The organism is Oleiharenicola lentus (genome assembly GCF_051660365.1).
Classification (GTDB): domain Bacteria; phylum Verrucomicrobiota; class Verrucomicrobiia; order Opitutales; family Opitutaceae; genus Lacunisphaera; species Lacunisphaera lenta_A.
Genome location: NZ_JBOZXB010000002.1, coordinates 740,558 through 756,724, shown reverse-complemented (window position 1 = coordinate 756,724; position 16,167 = coordinate 740,558). Strand labels below are relative to the sequence as shown.

General features: G+C 60.0%; 13 protein-coding genes. 7 read left to right on the top strand and 6 right to left on the bottom strand.

Annotated elements, in window-relative coordinates; genetic code table 11:
• Window positions 1-25: 25 nt before the first annotated feature.
• The 3 genes from ACRRQW_RS18045 (at window position 26) to ACRRQW_RS18035 (ending at window position 4,063) form a co-directional block, all read left to right on the top strand.
• The gene (locus ACRRQW_RS18045) at window positions 26-2,521 is read left to right on the top strand and encodes an ABC transporter permease (protein WP_438483015.1); all 2,496 of its coding nucleotides are present in this window, start codon (window positions 26-28) and stop codon (window positions 2,519-2,521) included.
• 137 nt (window positions 2,522-2,658) lie between these two features.
• Window positions 2,659-3,324, top strand: coding sequence for a DUF3826 domain-containing protein (locus ACRRQW_RS18040; protein WP_438483014.1), 666 nt, complete (start codon window positions 2,659-2,661; stop codon window positions 3,322-3,324).
• A 58-nt stretch (window positions 3,325-3,382) separates the two neighbouring features.
• Entirely contained in the window at window positions 3,383-4,063 is a 681-nt protein-coding gene (locus ACRRQW_RS18035; protein WP_438483013.1) for a dihydrofolate reductase family protein, read from the top strand.
• Between the two features lie 3 nt (window positions 4,064-4,066).
• Here ACRRQW_RS18035 and ACRRQW_RS18030 read toward each other — a convergent pair whose 3' ends face one another.
• On the bottom strand, window positions 4,067-4,642 hold the full coding sequence (locus ACRRQW_RS18030) for an NADPH-dependent FMN reductase (RefSeq protein WP_438483012.1): 576 nt from the start codon (window positions 4,640-4,642) through the stop codon (window positions 4,067-4,069).
• A 53-nt stretch (window positions 4,643-4,695) separates the two neighbouring features.
• Entirely contained in the window at window positions 4,696-6,084 is a 1,389-nt protein-coding gene (locus ACRRQW_RS18025; protein WP_438483011.1) for a glycoside hydrolase family 28 protein, read from the bottom strand.
• Between the two features lie 150 nt (window positions 6,085-6,234).
• On the opposite strand from ACRRQW_RS18025, the gene ACRRQW_RS18020 reads away from it, so the two are divergent.
• The gene (locus ACRRQW_RS18020) at window positions 6,235-7,749 is read left to right on the top strand and encodes an ATP-binding cassette domain-containing protein (protein ID WP_438483010.1); all 1,515 of its coding nucleotides are present in this window, start codon (window positions 6,235-6,237) and stop codon (window positions 7,747-7,749) included.
• A gap of 29 nt (window positions 7,750-7,778) precedes the next feature.
• Window positions 7,779-8,387, top strand: a complete 609-nt coding sequence (locus tag ACRRQW_RS18015) for a YdeI/OmpD-associated family protein (RefSeq protein ID WP_438483009.1) — start codon at window positions 7,779-7,781, stop codon at window positions 8,385-8,387.
• Here ACRRQW_RS18015 and ACRRQW_RS18010 read toward each other — a convergent pair.
• A complete protein-coding gene (locus tag ACRRQW_RS18010; protein WP_438483008.1) occupies window positions 8,384-8,998 on the bottom strand; it encodes an acyloxyacyl hydrolase in 615 nt (204 codons plus the stop codon). The two genes, ACRRQW_RS18015 and ACRRQW_RS18010, sit on opposite strands and share 4 nt — an antisense overlap.
• Window positions 8,999-9,293: 295 nt before the next feature.
• On the opposite strand from ACRRQW_RS18010, the gene ACRRQW_RS18005 reads away from it, so the two are divergent.
• A complete protein-coding gene (locus ACRRQW_RS18005; protein ID WP_438483007.1) occupies window positions 9,294-11,807 on the top strand; it encodes an ABC transporter permease in 2,514 nt (837 codons plus the stop codon).
• A gap of 27 nt (window positions 11,808-11,834) precedes the next feature.
• Here ACRRQW_RS18005 and ACRRQW_RS18000 read toward each other — a convergent pair whose 3' ends face one another.
• On the bottom strand, window positions 11,835-13,412 hold the full coding sequence (locus ACRRQW_RS18000) for a pectinesterase family protein (RefSeq protein WP_438483006.1): 1,578 nt from the start codon (window positions 13,410-13,412) through the stop codon (window positions 11,835-11,837).
• A 109-nt stretch (window positions 13,413-13,521) separates the two neighbouring features.
• Between ACRRQW_RS18000 and ACRRQW_RS17995 the strand changes: the two genes are divergently transcribed.
• Window positions 13,522-13,665: a hypothetical protein gene (locus ACRRQW_RS17995; RefSeq protein ID WP_438483005.1), complete on the top strand. Its 144-nt coding sequence runs from the start codon at window positions 13,522-13,524 to the stop codon at window positions 13,663-13,665.
• 35 nt (window positions 13,666-13,700) lie between these two features.
• Here the strand turns inward: ACRRQW_RS17995 and ACRRQW_RS17990 are convergent, their stop codons facing one another.
• Together ACRRQW_RS17990 and ACRRQW_RS17985 are read right to left on the bottom strand one after the other, a co-directional pair.
• Complete coding sequence (locus ACRRQW_RS17990) at window positions 13,701-14,714, bottom strand: DUF4062 domain-containing protein (protein ID WP_438483004.1); 1,014 nt, start codon at window positions 14,712-14,714, stop codon at window positions 13,701-13,703.
• A gap of 359 nt (window positions 14,715-15,073) precedes the next feature.
• A complete protein-coding gene (locus ACRRQW_RS17985; RefSeq protein WP_438483003.1) occupies window positions 15,074-16,141 on the bottom strand; it encodes a Gfo/Idh/MocA family protein in 1,068 nt (355 codons plus the stop codon).
• Between the last annotated feature and the right edge of the window lie 26 nt (window positions 16,142-16,167).

Genomic DNA, 16,167 nt, shown 5'->3' with positions numbered 1-16,167 from the left:
GCCCGGGTTATCACCCCACGCACCCATGGCTTCCCCCACTGACTCCGCATCCGGCTCCGCTGGAATGTTGGCCGGCATCTCCGGCGATCTTCGTCACGCGCTTCGTTTGCTTTGGAAAGGCAAGGGGCTGTCCGCGACCACGCTGCTTACGCTCGCGCTCTGCATCGGCGCGACGACGGCGATTTTTTCCAGCGTGTATTCGCTGCTACTCAAGCCACTGCCATTCGACAAACCGGCGGAAATCGTGGAGCTCTACAGTTCCGCCACGAAAGCCGGACTCGACAAGATGCCGGCCAACGTGCCGATCTACCTCGATTACTCGAAGAACGCCACATCCTACGAAGCGATCGCACTGTGGTCGTTTGGCCAGCAGATGTTCGGGGAAGACGAGTCGCCGGTTCGCTTGGATATGGCCAGCGCACTGGCGGAAATTTTTTCGATCCTGCGCGTGCAACCATTGCTGGGTCAGTTTTTCAGCAAAGAACAAAATCGTCCCGGCGCCGACAAGGTCGTCGTGCTGACGCAATCGTTCTGGCAGACGCAGTTTTCCGAAGACCCAACCATTATCGGAAAAACTGTCCGGATCGCCGGCGAAACTTACACCGTAATCGGCGTTGCCCCGCGGGTATTGGAGGCGTGGGACGCACGCGTGAAATACATCTTGCCGCTCTCCTGGCAGCCGGCGCAGGAAAACCCCCAAGGTCGCTACGGCGTGGGCATCCAATTGTTTGGGCGTCTCAAGCCGGGGGTTTCCGCCGGCCAGGCCGACGCCGAGGCCAAAACTCTCGAAAAACGCTACGTCGACGCTTCGCCTCCGCAGGCGAAGAGTTTCGTGGAGCGTTCCGGCATGACGATGAATGTCGGCGGCGTGCAGGAGCAGCGCGTGAAGCCCGTGCGCTCGACGTTGCTCATGTTACAAGGCGGCGTCGCGTTCGTGTTGCTCATTGGGTGCATGAACGTCGCCAACCTCCAACTCGTGCGCGCCAACGCGCGTCAGTCGGAACTCGCGATTCGGTCGGCGCTCGGCGCGGGCCGCAGCCTCATCGCTCGCCAACTGATTTTGGAAAGCCTCGTGCTCACCGTGCTCGGCGCGTTGCTGGGACTCGTGCTGGCCTGGGGCGCGTTGCGCGCGAGTAATTTTTATCTGGCGAAAATGTTGCCGCAGTCGCTGCCCGCCACGCTCGATCTTCGCGTGCTCGGTTTCGCGGTTGGGTTGACGTTGGTGATCGGCGTGCTGATCGGGCTGATTCCGGTATTTCACATCCTGCGCACGAATCTCGCCGAGATCATCCAAAGCAGTTCACGCAGTTCGTCGTCCGGACGCGGCGTGCGGACCTTGAGCAGCATGCTGGTCGTGGTGCAGGTCGCGGTCGCACTGATTCTCCTGACCGGAGCGGGACTGCTAATTCACAGCTTCGCGAAAGCGCTCGCGGTCAATCCCGGCTTCAATCCGAAAGGAGTGATCACCGCGCGCATTGTCATCCCCGCCGCGCAGCGCTCGACTCCCGAGGCGGCGACCAAGTTTCAAGAACGCCTGACGCAATCTCTGCAAGAACTGCCCGGCGTCACGTCCACCGCGCTCTCGGGCTCGACCCCGTTTCAAGGCGGGTTGCCGATCAACGCGTTCACGCTCGAAGAAGACACGCTGCCACCCGGCGCGCCGCAACCCGGCGCCTACCGGATTCAAGTCACGCCTGGCTACGCCGAAACGCTCGGTCTGAAATTACTTGAAGGACGTTTCTACGAAGAAGCGGATCGCGATCCCAAACGCCGGTTCTTCGTGGTCGATGAAAGTTTCGCCAAAAGATATTTCCCCAATCGCTCTGCGATCGGCGGACGTTTCAGCTTCGGCCAGCGTCCGGAAAAACCTGAGGATTGGCCCACGATCATCGGCGTGGTGCGCGATATTCCGCATAACGGGGTGGAGGAGAAGAGTGGCAATCCCTTCATTTACCAAGTGGTGCCGCAAGGCGCGCGCCCCGGCGGCGTAACGATTTTTCTACGCACGACCCGTTCGGCGGAAGAATTGATTCCGGCCCTCCGTGCCAAAATGCGCGACCTCGATCCCAAGATTTTTCTCTACGATGCCAACACGCTCGAAAGGGCAGTGGGTTCGTCCTTCGATAATCGCCGCGCGGTGATGCTGCTGCTCGCGGCGTTTGCAGGGCTCGCGCTGTTCCTTTCGTCGCTGGGAATCTACGGTGTGCTCGCTTACGATGTCTCGCAACGCACTCGCGAGATCGGCGTCCGCGGCGCGATCGGTGCGTCGCAAAGTCAGATCGTCGGCATGATTCTCAAACAAGGCCTGTGGAAAACCGGGATCGGGATCGTCATCGGCTTGACCGGCGCTTTCCTCCTGAGCCGCTACATGACAACGCTGCTCTTTGGAGTAAAGCCTACGGATCCGCTCGTGTATGCGGTCGTTTCGTTGGTGTTGATTATCGTGGCTTTGCTTGCCAGCTATCTGCCCGCCCGCCGCGCTGCGAAAATCAATCCACTCGTCGCGCTGCGTGACGAGTGAGTCGGTGCGCGGTGGATTACGGCACGCACTTAACCGCGAGAGGAGCATCAAATTGGTTGCAGGCCGTAACGGTTCCGCGCGCACTGGCGTCAGAGTAACGAATCGATTACCCAATACCCAAGCCAACCGTCCTCACCATGATCCGAGTAGTCTGTGCCGTCGCGTGTGTTTTGCTTTCGAGTGTTTTTCTCCATGCGCAAACGCCGCCGCTGACGGCGACACCCGTGGAAAACGATGCGGCGGTTTTTGAACGGAGAATCGGTGGGCGCGCCGATAAAATCATGGAGCGACTCAGCCTCACCGACGCGACGCTGGCTCGGGACGTGCGAAACCGCGTCCTCAAATTTTACCGCGATCTTCACGCCGCGCACGCTGACCGTGACCAACAACTCATCGCGTTGGCGTCGGGCGATCCGCATCAGATCAATCGGGTGAACTTTAACGCCGACAAACACGCGCACCAAGTTTACGGCGAGTTCGTGGGCGCGCTGGCGCGCGATCTGGACGACACCCAAATCGAAGCCATCAAAGACTGGATGACATTCGATCTGCAGAGTCTTTCCGTGGACGAGTATCGACGCATGTTTCCGACCATGACGGCGCGACAGCAGGCGCAGATTCTCGCGTGGATTACCGCCGCGCGGGAAGCGGCGGTCATCGCCGGCTCAGCGGAGACGAAACTCGATGTCTATCGCGTGAATAAACTGCGTATGCACGCCTACCTTTCGGCGCAAGGATTCGACGTGGAGACTGCCGTCAAAGCCGAGGCCGCCCGCAAGGCTGCGTTGAAAAAATTGGAGTGAGGACGCGCGAATAATCCGTTCGGAAAATTCCTTCAAACCCGTCAAATCTCCATTTCAAATGCGCCAGCCATCTTTCGGTAAACTTCGCGTCGCCTGCTTCAGTATCTCGCTCGACGGCTATGGTGCCGGACCAAATCAAAGCCTGAAAAATCCACTCGGAGTGAATGGTCCCAGTCTCGCCAAATGGTTTTTTCCCACCCGCACTTTCCAAGCCATGCATGGCGACAGCGCTCAAGGCACCACGGGAATCGATGACGATTTCGCGGTGCGCGGCATGGCCAATCTCGGCGCCTGGATTCTGGGAAGAAATATGTTCGGCCCGATCCGCGGCGACTGGCAGGACGAGCAATGGAAAGGATGGTGGGGCGATACCCCGCCGTATCGCGTGCCGGTGTTCGTGCTCACGCATCACCCGCGCGCGTCGATCGAAATGGCCGGTGGCACGACGTTTCATTTCGTCACCGAGGGCATCCACGTCGCACTCGAGCGCGCCCGCGCGGCGGCCCAAGGTAAAGACATTCGTATCGGCGGCGGTGCCGCAACCATCCGCCAATTTCTTCAAGCTGGTTTGATCGATGAACTGCATCTTGCAGTTTCGCCCACGCTGCTCGGCTCGGGTGAAAATCTCCTTGGGGACATCGACCTGCCGAAACTCGGCTATACCGTGACCGAACACGTCGCATCGGCGGCTGCGACGCATGTAGTGCTCAGCAAATTGGCCGTTCCCACCTCGAAATAAAAATCAGGCGGTTGCGCCTGAGAGTTTGCGGGTCGTCTCGACGAGTGCCGTGGCAATCGTGCGGACTGACTTTTGGGCCCGCGCATCGGTCAGCGCCCCGGCGGCGTCGAACGCTTTATCGGCGTGAGGCAGGGCCGTGTTTCCCGGCACAACGTGGCAGCCCAAGTGTAAGAGCAGTTGTTGGGCGAGCTTGAGTGAGCGCACGCCGCCAAACGCACCCGGCGACGCCGACACGACGGCCGCAACTTTGCCGGGAAATGGATCCTCGTCTGCGCGCGAGCACCAATCGATCGTGTTCTTTAGCAGCGGCGTGATCATCGAATTGTATTCGGGCGATGCGATGAGCAGCGCCTGATGGTCTGCGATGAGTTCATTCAACTTCACTGCGTTGGCCGGCAGTCCGCTCGCATCTTCTAAATCGCCATCATAAAGCGGCAGCGCGTAGTCGTTGAGATCGATCAACGTGACTTCGCCTCCGGCTTGGCGCACCGCATCGACGGTGGCCGCGAGCAGTTTTTTGTTCAACGAGCCACGGCGGGCACTGCCGGAGAACGCGAGGATGCGGGGAGAATTAGCCATGCACCCATCCAACGCGCTTTGCTGAATCGCGCAAGAACCCAACGCGCCCGGGTTTACTTCTTCGCGGGCTTCGACTCGAGCCGGCCGTTCAGCGCCTGGTCGCCGATGACCACATTGTCGAGCACGAGCCCGTTGACGTTTTTCAGCACGAAGTTCCGACCGGCTTCCTTGATCGTGATGTTGCGCAGGACGACTTCCATCAGCGGCGCTGCGGCGGGCGCGTCGCCGTCGAATACGGTGCCGGCTTTCTCGACGGTGAAATTTTCGAATACGATGTCGCGATACGTGGAGGGAAAATTGCCGCCCAGGCCGCCCGGATAATCGAGCTGAAACCAGAAAAGATTTTCAAAAGCCTCGACCGTGAAATTACGCACGCGGATATGTTCAACTACGCCACCGCGATCGAGGCTCGCCTTGAAGCGAATCGCGGACACGCCCTTGCGGAGAATGTTGTCGCTAAAAAACACGTGGCGCACGTCGCCGGACATTTCGCTCCCGAGGGCGATGCCATCTTCGCCGCCCATGTCGTTATGGCGGACGACGACGTATTCGCTCGGCTTGCCCACTTTGCGGCCGTCGAGATCGCGGCCGGATTTTACGACGACGGAATCGTCACCCGTGCGGAAATGGCAGTGTTCGATCAGCACGAAGCGGCAGGAGTCGACGTCGATGCCGTCGTTGTTCGTGTGATGACTGTCGACCTTGATGCGGCGAATCGTGGCATGGTCGGTGTAAACGAGGTGGTTCACCCAGAACGGCGAATTCTTTAGCGTGTAGTCTTCAAGCAGCACGCGCTTGGCTCGGAAAAATTGCACCAGCGGCGGGCGCAATTTTGAGCCTTCGCCGAAAATACGCTTCGTCGCCGGCGTGCCGTCCACGCCGCTGCGCCGCAGCTTGTTCATGTCGGGCCCTTGCTGTTTGATCCAAGTGAAGAATTCGCTCGCGCCGTTGCCGTCGATCACGCCCTTGCCAGTAATGGCGACGTCCTCGACTTCGAACGCATAGATGAGCGGAGAATAAGAGTAGAGTTCCGTGCCTTCCCAACGCGTGAGGACGACTGGCAGATAGTGTTTCGCTTCCGGTCCGAACACTAGCACGGCGCCTTCCGCGACGTGAAAATCAATCCGGCTCTTCAAGTGCACCGGTCCGTTACTCAGCCATTCGCCCTTCGGCACGATGACGCGTCCGCCGCCGGCTTTCGTGGCGGCTTCAATGGCGGCTTTGATCGCAGGCAACGCATCGCCGCCGCGCTTTGCGCCGAAATCAGTGATCGGGAAATCTTTCTTGGGGATGCGCGGCAATTCGATCGCCGCGGTGATTTCATCGACCATCGCCCAGTCGCCGGGCTTGCTTTTGATCGCCGCGTTCGCGGACATCAGCAGCGACGTCAAAATCAGAAGGAAACGAGGCAAAAAAGAAACAGCAGCGGGGAGGGGTTTCATTGGGAAAAACTCTTTGCGCAGCGGGCTTCACGGTCAACCCGCAGTTTATCTGACCGTCCAGCCGGCGCGCGCCGATTGAGCAAACCCTTCTGCGTGTCGTGAAATTAACTTGGCGTTGCGGGTGTGCGTGGCGCCTTTATCGTGTGAGCTATGGCTTTCGCCCAACTAGCACTTCAGTCCGTCGAGTTCGCGCATCCCGGGATGACCGCGCCGCTGTTTAGCGAGCTCACCGTGCAGTTTCCCTCGGGCTGGACCGGCATCGTCGGACCCAACGGCGCTGGCAAGACCACGCTGTTGCGCGTCGTCACGGGCGAGCTCACCCCGCAAAGCGGCGCGGTCACGAGTCGCGGGCTCACTTTGTATGTGGCGCAACGCACCGACGATGCGCCGGAGATGTTTGAGGATTTTATCTGGGCACCTGACGCCACCGTGCTCAAGGCGCGGCTGCACGTCAGCGAGGACTGGCCGGAGCGCTGGTCGACTTTAAGTCACGGCGAACGCAAACGCGCGCAAATCGCCGTCGCCTTGTGGCGCGAGCCGGCGGTGTTGGCGCTCGATGAACCCAGCAATCACATCGATGCCGATGCACGCCGACTATTGCTGCAGGCGCTGCAGGAATTTCCCGGCGTCGGTCTGCTCGTGAGCCACGACCGCGCGCTGCTCGACGAGTTGTGCACGCATTGTCTCATCATTGATCCGCCCGATGCAGTGCTACGGCCGGGCGGGGTGACCAAGGCCATGGAACAGCAGGAAACCGAAGAAGACGCCGCGCGCCACACGAACGAAGTCATGCGTCGCACCGAAACCCGGCTCCAAGCTGAGGCGCAGCGCCGTCGCGTCATCGCCGACCAGAAATCGTCGGCGGCCCGCGGATCGAAATCGAAAAAAATTCCCGCTCACGACCACGACGGTCGTGCCATGCGCAATCTCGCCAAGATGTCCGGCAAAGACGCTTACGCCGGAAAAATGGTTGCGCAGATGAATCAGAAAGCCGGCAAGATCGCGAAAGAGCGCTCTGAGTTGACCGTGAAGAAACGTTACGAAACCGGCATCTGGGTCGACGGTGCTTCGTTCATGCCGCGCGATTTTCTGTTGCGATTGCCCGAGGGCAGCATGCCGTTGGGCGGCGGACGTCAGTTGCATTTCCCCGACTTGGAAATCGGCGGCACGAGCCGCATTGCCCTCACGGGCGCCAACGGTCTCGGCAAAAGCACGCTCATCCGCCACCTGCTCACACACCTGCAAGTGCCCGCAGAGAAACTGGTCACCGTCCCTCAGGAAATTTCCGCCGGGGATTCGCGCGCGTTGCTCGAATCGATTAAACGTTTGCCCAACGAAGAACTGGGGCGCGTCATGATCACGGTCAGTCGACTCGGCTCGCGTCCGGCGCGTTTGTTGGAGAGCGCCCTGCCGAGTCCAGGCGAAGTCCGGAAATTACTCCTCGCGCTCGGCATTGTGCGCGGCCCACACCTCATTGTGATGGACGAACCGACCAACCACATGGACTTGCCGGGCATTGTGTGCCTCGAAGAGGCGCTGGTGGATTGTCCGTGTGCGCTGTTGCTGGTGAGTCACGACGAGACCTTCCTGGAAAAAATCACCGAGATCGAATGGCACCTCGTGCGCGACGATTCCGGCGACACGCGTTTGCAGATTCATAAATAATCCAGTGCTTCTCGCGGTCAGAAATCCTGATGTCCAAGCCTGCACCCAAAAACAAACTCACGACGCAACCCGAACTGCTGACGTTCGCCGATGCGGGAGCGTGGAAAAAATGGCTGACAAAGCACCACGACCGCTCTGATGGAGCGTGGCTGTTAATCGCCAAGAAAGGCACGGATCAGAAACTGATCGCGATCAGCGACGCGCTCGACGTGGCGTTGTGCTACGGCTGGATCGACAGCCAGCGCAAAGGCTACGACGCACATACGTATCTTCAGCGTTACTCGCGACGCACGAAGAAGAGCCCGTGGTCGCAACTGAATGTCGAGCGCGCCGAGTCGTTGATCGCCGCCCAGCGCATGCGCGCACCCGGCTTCGCCGAAATTGCCGCGGCGAAGGCCGACGGACGCTGGGCAGCCGCGTATGCGCCGCAACGCGGAGTCACGCTGCCACCCGACGTCGCTGCCGCCTTCAAAATCGATTCACGCGCCAGGATTGCCTATGCGCACCTCGCCAAAACCGCCCGCTACGCGTGGCTATTACCCGTGATGAAAGCCACGACGCCGGTCGCCCGCGCGGCGCGTTTAAAGAAAGCGCTTATCACTCTTACCGCGCTCTCGTCCAAGTCGCGGCGGGGTTAAAATTTACGAGATAGCCCGAGCGTCGGCCCAAGTGCGTTGAGGCCGGGATTTATCTTATCCATGCCGCGGTTTGAGATGTGCTGAAAATAAAGTCCGACCGAAACGCGCCAATCGTGCGCGGTGCGAAACCGCACGCCGGCGTGGATCAGCCAGTTCAAATTGAAATCCTGCCCCTGGCCGCCGGGCATTTCGTAACCCTGGCTGTCCATCCAACCGAAGCCACCGCCGCTGGAGAAGAAGCCGGTGAAACGCTCGTATTTGCTGCGCCATTCAATTTCTCCCGCAGCGGCGGCACCGACGTAATAACTCTCGGGGCCGCGCACGATCGGCTCCAGCAGGAGACTGAAGCGTGAACGAAACACGAATGTGCCGCCTGCCCAAGGTCGCTCGGTGATCGGCGGAATTTTGAATGAAATGATCTGCGGCAACAGCGTGTAAGACAGAGGCGTCGCGCCTCCGCCGACTTTCCACAATACGCCGGACTCGAATTCGACTTCCCAGCGCAACCGCGCGGGAGCGTCGGGTAACGCCGGCGGCGTTTCGGCGCTAAAGGCGAGAGGAGAGGTGGCCAAGGCGAGCACGGCCGAGATGCACCAACGGAAAGCAGGCATGCGGCGATTGTGTCGAGCGCGTGACCCGAGGCGAATCCGTTTCTTAAAGCGCGCCTAAAAGGTGAGGGCACGTATCCAATTTTGGATTGAATGATTCGGTTGGATGCGGGGCTAATGGTCCCGCCTCCAAGTCCGAGTGACAACGCGACGAGAGCGTAACTTGACGCTCAAGTCGGTGCGTTCACGTCCGTGCCAAGGGCTCTCCCTTATTTTTGCGTTTTCGCTGCACCCAAAGCGACCCGCAGTCGCTATTCGCTCTGCGTAAGTTCAACTTCAGTTCGCTTCCGCACTCACCATGTTTTTCGACACGTTGCTTCAAGACCTGCGCATCGGCCTGCGCGTGCTCATCAAGGAAAAAGGCTTCTGCTTTCTCGCAGTCTCGGTGCTCGCGATCGGCATCTGCGCCGTGACCACGCAATACGCGGTGATCAACGGCGCGTTATTGCGCGGATTTTCGTTTACCGGCGCGGACCGCCTCGTGTCGGTGCAATTGGTCGATCCGACGACATTCACGCCAACGAGTTATCAGTCGCGCGTGACGACTGCCGATTTCGTCGACCTTAAGGCGCAGTTGCAATCGTTCGAGGCGATGACCGGTTATCTCGGCAACACGACCGTCAACCTCACGTATCAGGACCAGCCGCGCCGCCTGCAGGGCGGCTATGTGCCCTGGGATTTCTTTCAAATGCTCGGCGTGAAACCCGCGGTCGGCCGCGACTTCACACCCGAGGATGACCGTCCCGGCGTGAACGAAGCGGTGATGCTGAGCGACGCGTTTTGGCGGAGCGATTTCGGCGCGGATCCTGCGGTCATCGGTCGCGCCGTGCGCATCAATGGTCGCGCGGGCACTGTCGTCGGCGTGATGCCACGCAGCTTTGCGTTTCCGAGTTACGAGCACGTGTGGATTCCGTTCAATGCGGAGTATCCCGTCCGCCCGCGCAACGACCGCGCCGCGAATTTCATTTCCATCGTCGCACGTCTAAAGCCCGGCGTATCGATGGTGCAGGCCGAAGCCGAGGTCACGAGCGTCGCGCGGCAGTTCGCGGAAAATTATCCCGACAGTAACCGTCAATACACCGCCGGCTACGTGCTGCCGCTCATCACCACATTCACCGGCCCGCAGTTGCCCAAGCTGCTGTTCACGATGCTCGCGTTCTGCGCCGGCGTGCTGCTCATCGCCTGCGTGAACGTGATGAACATGCAGTTCGCGCGCGCCACGTTGCGCTCGAAGGAACTCGCGATCCGTTCCGCGCTCGGCGCGACGCGGTGGCGCATCATCCGCCAGATGCTCACGGAAAGCCTGTTGCTCGCGGCGCTCGGCGCGCTGATCGGCGTGGGGATGGCGTATTACCTGACCGATTACCTCAACTTCGCCAAAGCCAACCTCACGAATCCGCTGCCCGGCTGGATGGTGTTTACGATCGATCCGCAGGTTATGGGCTTCGTCGTCCTCATCACGCTGCTGGCCGCGCTGCTCGCCGGGTTTGTGCCGGCGTGGCTGGCTTCGCGCACGACCACCGCGCAAGTCCTCAAAGAATCCGGCCGCGGCAACACCGGCCGCGCGGTCGGCGTTATCACGCGCGGACTCGTGGTGTTTCAAATTCTCGTCACGTCGATCCTCCTCATCGGCGCGCTGCTGCAACTGCAGTCGATCCGCCGGCAGCAGACGATGGATCACGGCTACGATACGCGCTCGCTGCTCAGTGCGCGCCTCGGCTTGATGCAGGCCGATTACCCGACACCCGCCGCCCGGCATCAATTCTACGAAACGCTGCTGCGCGAACTGCGCGCCACGCCGGCCTTCGAAAGCGCCGCGCTCACCAGCCGCAACCGCATGGCGCTCGCCACCACCGCGCGCATCGAAATCGAAGGCCGCTCCTACATGAGCGACAGCGACCGACCACTCGCGATCTACGAAGCCATTTCGCCCGGTTACTTCGACGTGCTTGGCGTCAAACTGCGCGAAGGTCGCGAGTTCACCGATGCCGACCTTGACCAACGCGAACCCGTCGCCGTCGTGAACGCAGCGTTTGCACGCGTGCATTTCGGACGCGACAACGCGATCGGTCGGCGCTTCCGGACAATTCAACCGACCGGCGGCGTGGCGGCCGGGCCGTGGCGCAAGATCGTCGGCGTGGCCGGCGAACTCCGCATGCAAGGCCCGCTCGACCGCCAGAGCGACGGCACCGGTTTCTACCTGCCGTTTTCGGGCACGACTTTCGGCGCCACGCTGGCCGGACCCGCGCCCGCTAACTTCTCCACCATCGTCGTGCGCCCGCGGGGAGGGCAGCGCGCGGAAAGTCTCGCGCCCGCCATCCAGACCGCGACGAGCCGCGTCGACGCGAACCTGCCGCTCTATTATTTTCTCACGCCCGAAGCGGCGATCGAAGGCTTCCTCACGCAAAACCGGTTTATCGCCGTGATGTTCGGCGCGTTCGGCGTCGTCGCCGTGCTTCTCGCGTCGGTGGGCTTGTATGGCATCATGGCGTTCTCCGTGAACCAGCGCTTGCAGGAATTCGGCATCCGCATGGCCCTCGGCGCCACGCGCGGTGGCATCTACCGCTTAGTCTTCGGTCAGGGCGCATGGCAAGTTGGCCTCGGCCTCGCCGTCGGCCTGAGCGTGTCGCTGGTCTTTTCCTTTCTCGGCGCCGCGATGCTGCAATCCGTGCTCTTCAACATCAGCCCGCGTGACCCGCTCACTTACACCGCCGTCGCCGGCCTGCTCATTCTCGTGTCGTTGCTCGCGATGATCGTCCCCGCCCGACGCGCCACGAAAGTCGATCCCATGGTTGCGCTCCGTGCGGAGTAGCAACCGCGTTTTTTTTGGAGCGGTCGCTTACCGTTCAACGATGGGCGTCCAACCATCGAGGACGAACGCGGGCTGACGGTAGTTGGCGATGAGTTCGGCGTCCGTCGCCAGGGTGAGTTGCCGCGACGCGGGATGGCGCTGCCTCACGTCGACGGGCAGGCCGTCCGCGAGGTTCGTGCTGTTAAACTCCCAGAATTTGACGTCAGACAAACCTTCCTGAATCGGGCCCCAGCCCTCGGGCGGCACGTCCTTGAGCCGGCAGTCGATCAGCACGGCCTCGGCGTGAGGATAATTGACGCCCTTGTTGTCAGGCAGCCGCGCGAGGACGGATTTGGTGACGCGGCCGAAGAGGGGATTGTCGCCTGGCGGCGTGTCGAACGTGCATTCGACGAACACGTGACCGTGATTCGTCGCCGGATTGCGAATCCACATGTAAGGGCCCCACGAGGCCAGCGTGCAGCGGTTAAAAAACGCCGCGCCCGTGCTAAGGATGGTGTCGCCGTGGCCGTTGATGGTGCTGTCGGTCAGGTAAACCGTTCCCTTCAAATTCAACGCGTCGCCCGAGCCGTTGATGGTCACGCGGTCGACGACCACGCGCTGCCCGGCGATGAGCAGTCCCTCCGCCTGACCCAGGTAATAGTTGCTCACGGTGAAATTAGACAGCGTCACATCGGACGAATTGTAGCACGCGAACGCGCAGCGCCGCGACGGGCCGCCGAGGAGATTGCCGTCGGCGTCGGTCAGATTCGGGGCGTTGAAGCGGCTGTTGTTGCCGTAACCGATGCGCACTTTTTCGCGGTCTTCGCCGCGGATCGTGAGGTTGGATTTTCCGTGGAAAAAAACGATTTCCTCGTAGTGACCGTTCCGCACGAAGATCGTCACGCGCGACGACGGTTGGGCCGGCACCCAATCCAACGCGCCTTGCACCGTGTTGAAATCGCCCGAGCCGTCCGCGGCGACCACGACGCGCGTCGTGTCGGTGGCGGGCGGGGCCGGTTTAGTGGTGAAGGTCCAGCCCTGCGCGGCCGGGATGCCCGCGAAGCTGCCGTCTGCCAGCGTGAGCACGCCGGGATCGATCTCGACGCGGTAAGTGCGTCCGTAGGTGAGCAGGTTGTGGTGCGGGTAAATCGTCGCGACATTTCCGCGGATGATCACCGGATGAAAATGGAAGCCTTGCTGCACGCCGCCGATGATCGTGAGTTGGTAATCCTTCGTCGGATTTTTGCCGTCACCGAGGGTGCCCGCGACTGCGGTGGCGTTGGTGACGCGACCCAACGGCTTCGCACCCAGCGCGGCCAACCGCGCCACGCGCGCGGCGGCTTCGGCGGGCGGCAGCGACGGCAACGTTTGAATCGGCCCGCGTTCCGTCGGCCCGGCCGGGATGCTCAAGTCGAGCGTGTCGGCGAGTTGATTGGTGGCCGTGTCAAAAATCCGGATGAAGCCACTTTTGCCGAGCGTCGGTGCGCTGGAGAAGGTGAGCACCAAGTGCGTGTCAGGATTAACGTCGCTCGCTTTCGCGGCAGGAAAAAGCTGCGCCGCCTCGAGCGCAGAAACCAAGGCCATCATCACGATCATCAACCGGGGACAGAGCTTGGGGTAAAGCATGGCAATCTTCTGGCAGGTTGCCCCGACTGAGTCAGCCCCAATTCGCTGAGAAATTGCAGCTCCGCAGTTCAACGTGCGCATGGCACTCGGCGCCGCGCTACTCTAATCCGTGCTCTTCAACATCAGCCCCCGCGACCCGCTCACTTACACCGCCGTCGCCGGCCTGCTCGTCCTCGCTTCACTCCTCGCGATGCTGGTCCCCGCCCGCCGCGCCACGAAAGTCGATCCGATGATCGCGTTGCGCGCGGAGTAGAGTAATGCGCACGAGACTTCTCCGACTTATTTGATCTAGTGCGATTTATCGTCAGCCTTTTGAAGTTCACTCTGAACTAGGGCGATGAATGCATTTAGGTCAGCATGCATGTGCCCATTAACAACCAGTTTCCCATCTTTAGTTACAACAAACAAACAGATCAGGTCTGAATTAATTTGTGGGGAGTAATTAGGTATGCTCGATCCCCAACATCTTACGGAATTTGCTTTAGCCAAATTCCGGTCAAAAAACTCCGGGTTATCAGAGACTTCAAAAGGGATTTTTAGGCCCTGCATTAAACCTTCCCACGAGAGACCTTTTTGCAAAGCGCGCACCACTAAATCCAAGTCTTGTTTTAAAATTTTTTCGAGTAAGTCGCGAATCCACTTCTGTTGATCTGCGATAAGAAAACGTAGGACGACTTGGTAATGCCGACTGACTACGCTCCTTTTCTTCCCGATTTCTTGGCGCAACGTCTTTATTTCGGCCAAAACATCTTTCACTTCCGCGCGCACGGGATCGTAACGCTTCGCAAGGAGGTCGCCAAATAGAAGCGCCAATTGCTGCTTCACGGCACGTCGTGCTTCGGGTGCACTGGCATATTCAAGAACTCCGTTATTTGAAGGAGACCTAGATACTGTCTCAACGAAATCAAATGTGCGAACGGGATCATCCATCCCAGGAAACTGGAGGTTTTTATCGTTTAATCGGTTCGCTTCGTATACACGCTTGAAAGCCATTACTTCGCGGTCAACCAAAGTAACGATTGGGATTTTTCTTTGAGCGGCTGTCCGATACTCATTTTCAGTCACGCTAAAACTATTTGCTGAAACCTTACTATATCTTTTCCCGATGATAAGAATGGCCAAATGGGATTGGGCCATCGCCGTGTAACATGATTCAGCAGCGCTTTGATCAGGCAGATAACCTATTTCGCCATGATCACTCATAACGGGACTGTATCCAAGGTCATTTATGCAATCTCGAATTGTGTCTCTGAGATACTGAAGGTCTCGAACAGTGGAGCTAACGAAGATTGATGGTATCATAAATTTTATTCCAACGCCGTTACTCAACCGCTTGTAGCACGGCCTTAGGATGCTTAGCCACAACTTTAAGAAAAAACGCGTGCGCCACCGATTCAGGTTCGATGCGATCGACGCACGTGACGGCGTTGGCCAAGATTTGAAATTGCTGACGAGCGAGGTCTTCCTGTTCGCTATTTAGTAAGCAAAGATGAGCAAAACCTGATGTCCCGACATGCCGTGAAATAAGTGACGCGCACCAACAGCGTTTGTCACCCCCTTTGCTAGGCGCCGCATCTTGCTCAGTTCGCCACATCAAAAATTATAACGCGTGCCTATGCCGAGCCCAGAGATGCAAGTCTGATTCGGGAACGCGATGATATCTAAGCCAAATTTCCAGTGCTATCGCTTGTGCGGCAGCGTTCGATCAGTTGGAGCAGTTGACGGATTTCATCGGTGGTCACGGGCGCGGGTTCGCCCAAGGCGAAGTGGCGCCAGGCGAGGTCGTAGTAATCTGGGTCGCTGGTGGCGTCGGCGGGCACGGTGAGTTCGCGCCAGGGGAGTTCTTCGTGGGCATATTTCCGCCCGGCGGCGGCGAGCCCTTGCTGCGCGTTCAGGAGCGGGGCTTCCTCCGGCACATAATAAAGCACGCGCCAGACGTGGGCGGGGGCATCCCACGTCGCTGCACCGCGTGAGCCAAACACCTGCCACGCGGTCACGGGTTGGGCGGCGGCTTGGGTGATATCGACGTCGATTAAGACGCCGCCCTCGGTGACGAGCACGATTTTGACGAAGTCCTCGGCGTCCCCCGCGGTCGCAACGCACCGCGTGTGACAAAATACGCTGCGCACGGGGGCATGACCCGTCAGCGCGAGCATTTCATCCAGCTGGTGCGAGGCATAATTATTTAACATCCCGCCGCCATTCGCGCGAAACGCCTGCCAGTCGGCGCGTCGCGTAAAACTGGAGTTGGCTCGCTTGATCGCATGAATCGGTCCGAGGAGATTTTGCGCGAGGATGTCGCGCAGCGTCCGCAGCTCGGCTTTGATCCGATTCGGCTGGTAGGCGAGAAACTTACGCCCCGCCGCCGCGCCTGCGGCCACCATGGTATCGAACTCCGCCACGCTCCGTGCCACCGGCTTGTCGCAGAGCACATGCGCGCCGTGCGCGAACGCCGCCGCCGTGTGCTCCTGATGCAAAGTCGTGGGCGAGGCGATCACGACTACGTCTGGACGCTTTTCGCGCAGCATCGTTTCGACGGAGTCAAAGCCCGGCGCCTGCCAGTTGGCCGTGGCCTCCGCACGGCGCTCGGGCAGCGGATCGGCCACGCCCACTAAATTAAATGCGGGGTGATTCACGATGGCCGGCGCGTGGTAGCCAAAGCCGATGCGACCGAGGCCAATGAGGGCAGTGCGAAGAGGAGCGGACGACGAAAGAGGAGACGAGGACATCGAAAAATGAGATAGCTCGTGGGCGT

What these genes read in the sequence shown, in the direction of transcription:
- ACRRQW_RS18040 (WP_438483014.1), top strand. Translation starts at nt 2,659, where the DNA reads ATGATCCGAGTAGTCTGTGCCGTCGCGTGTGTTTTGCTTTCGAGTGTT.
- ACRRQW_RS18045 (WP_438483015.1), top strand. Translation starts at nt 26, where the DNA reads ATGGCTTCCCCCACTGACTCCGCATCCGGCTCCGCTGGAATGTTGGCC.
- ACRRQW_RS18030 (WP_438483012.1), bottom strand. Translation starts at nt 4,642, where the DNA reads ATGGCTAATTCTCCCCGCATCCTCGCGTTCTCCGGCAGTGCCCGCCGT.
- ACRRQW_RS18005 (WP_438483007.1), top strand. Translation starts at nt 9,294, where the DNA reads ATGTTTTTCGACACGTTGCTTCAAGACCTGCGCATCGGCCTGCGCGTG.
- ACRRQW_RS18020 (WP_438483010.1), top strand. Translation starts at nt 6,235, where the DNA reads ATGGCTTTCGCCCAACTAGCACTTCAGTCCGTCGAGTTCGCGCATCCC.
- ACRRQW_RS18035 (WP_438483013.1), top strand. Translation starts at nt 3,383, where the DNA reads ATGCGCCAGCCATCTTTCGGTAAACTTCGCGTCGCCTGCTTCAGTATC.
- ACRRQW_RS17990 (WP_438483004.1), bottom strand. Translation starts at nt 14,714, where the DNA reads ATGATACCATCAATCTTCGTTAGCTCCACTGTTCGAGACCTTCAGTAT.
- ACRRQW_RS18025 (WP_438483011.1), bottom strand. Translation starts at nt 6,084, where the DNA reads ATGAAACCCCTCCCCGCTGCTGTTTCTTTTTTGCCTCGTTTCCTTCTG.
- ACRRQW_RS18015 (WP_438483009.1), top strand. Translation starts at nt 7,779, where the DNA reads ATGTCCAAGCCTGCACCCAAAAACAAACTCACGACGCAACCCGAACTG.
- ACRRQW_RS18010 (WP_438483008.1), bottom strand. Translation starts at nt 8,998, where the DNA reads ATGCCTGCTTTCCGTTGGTGCATCTCGGCCGTGCTCGCCTTGGCCACC.
- ACRRQW_RS17985 (WP_438483003.1), bottom strand. Translation starts at nt 16,141, where the DNA reads ATGTCCTCGTCTCCTCTTTCGTCGTCCGCTCCTCTTCGCACTGCCCTC.
- ACRRQW_RS18000 (WP_438483006.1), bottom strand. Translation starts at nt 13,412, where the DNA reads ATGCTTTACCCCAAGCTCTGTCCCCGGTTGATGATCGTGATGATGGCC.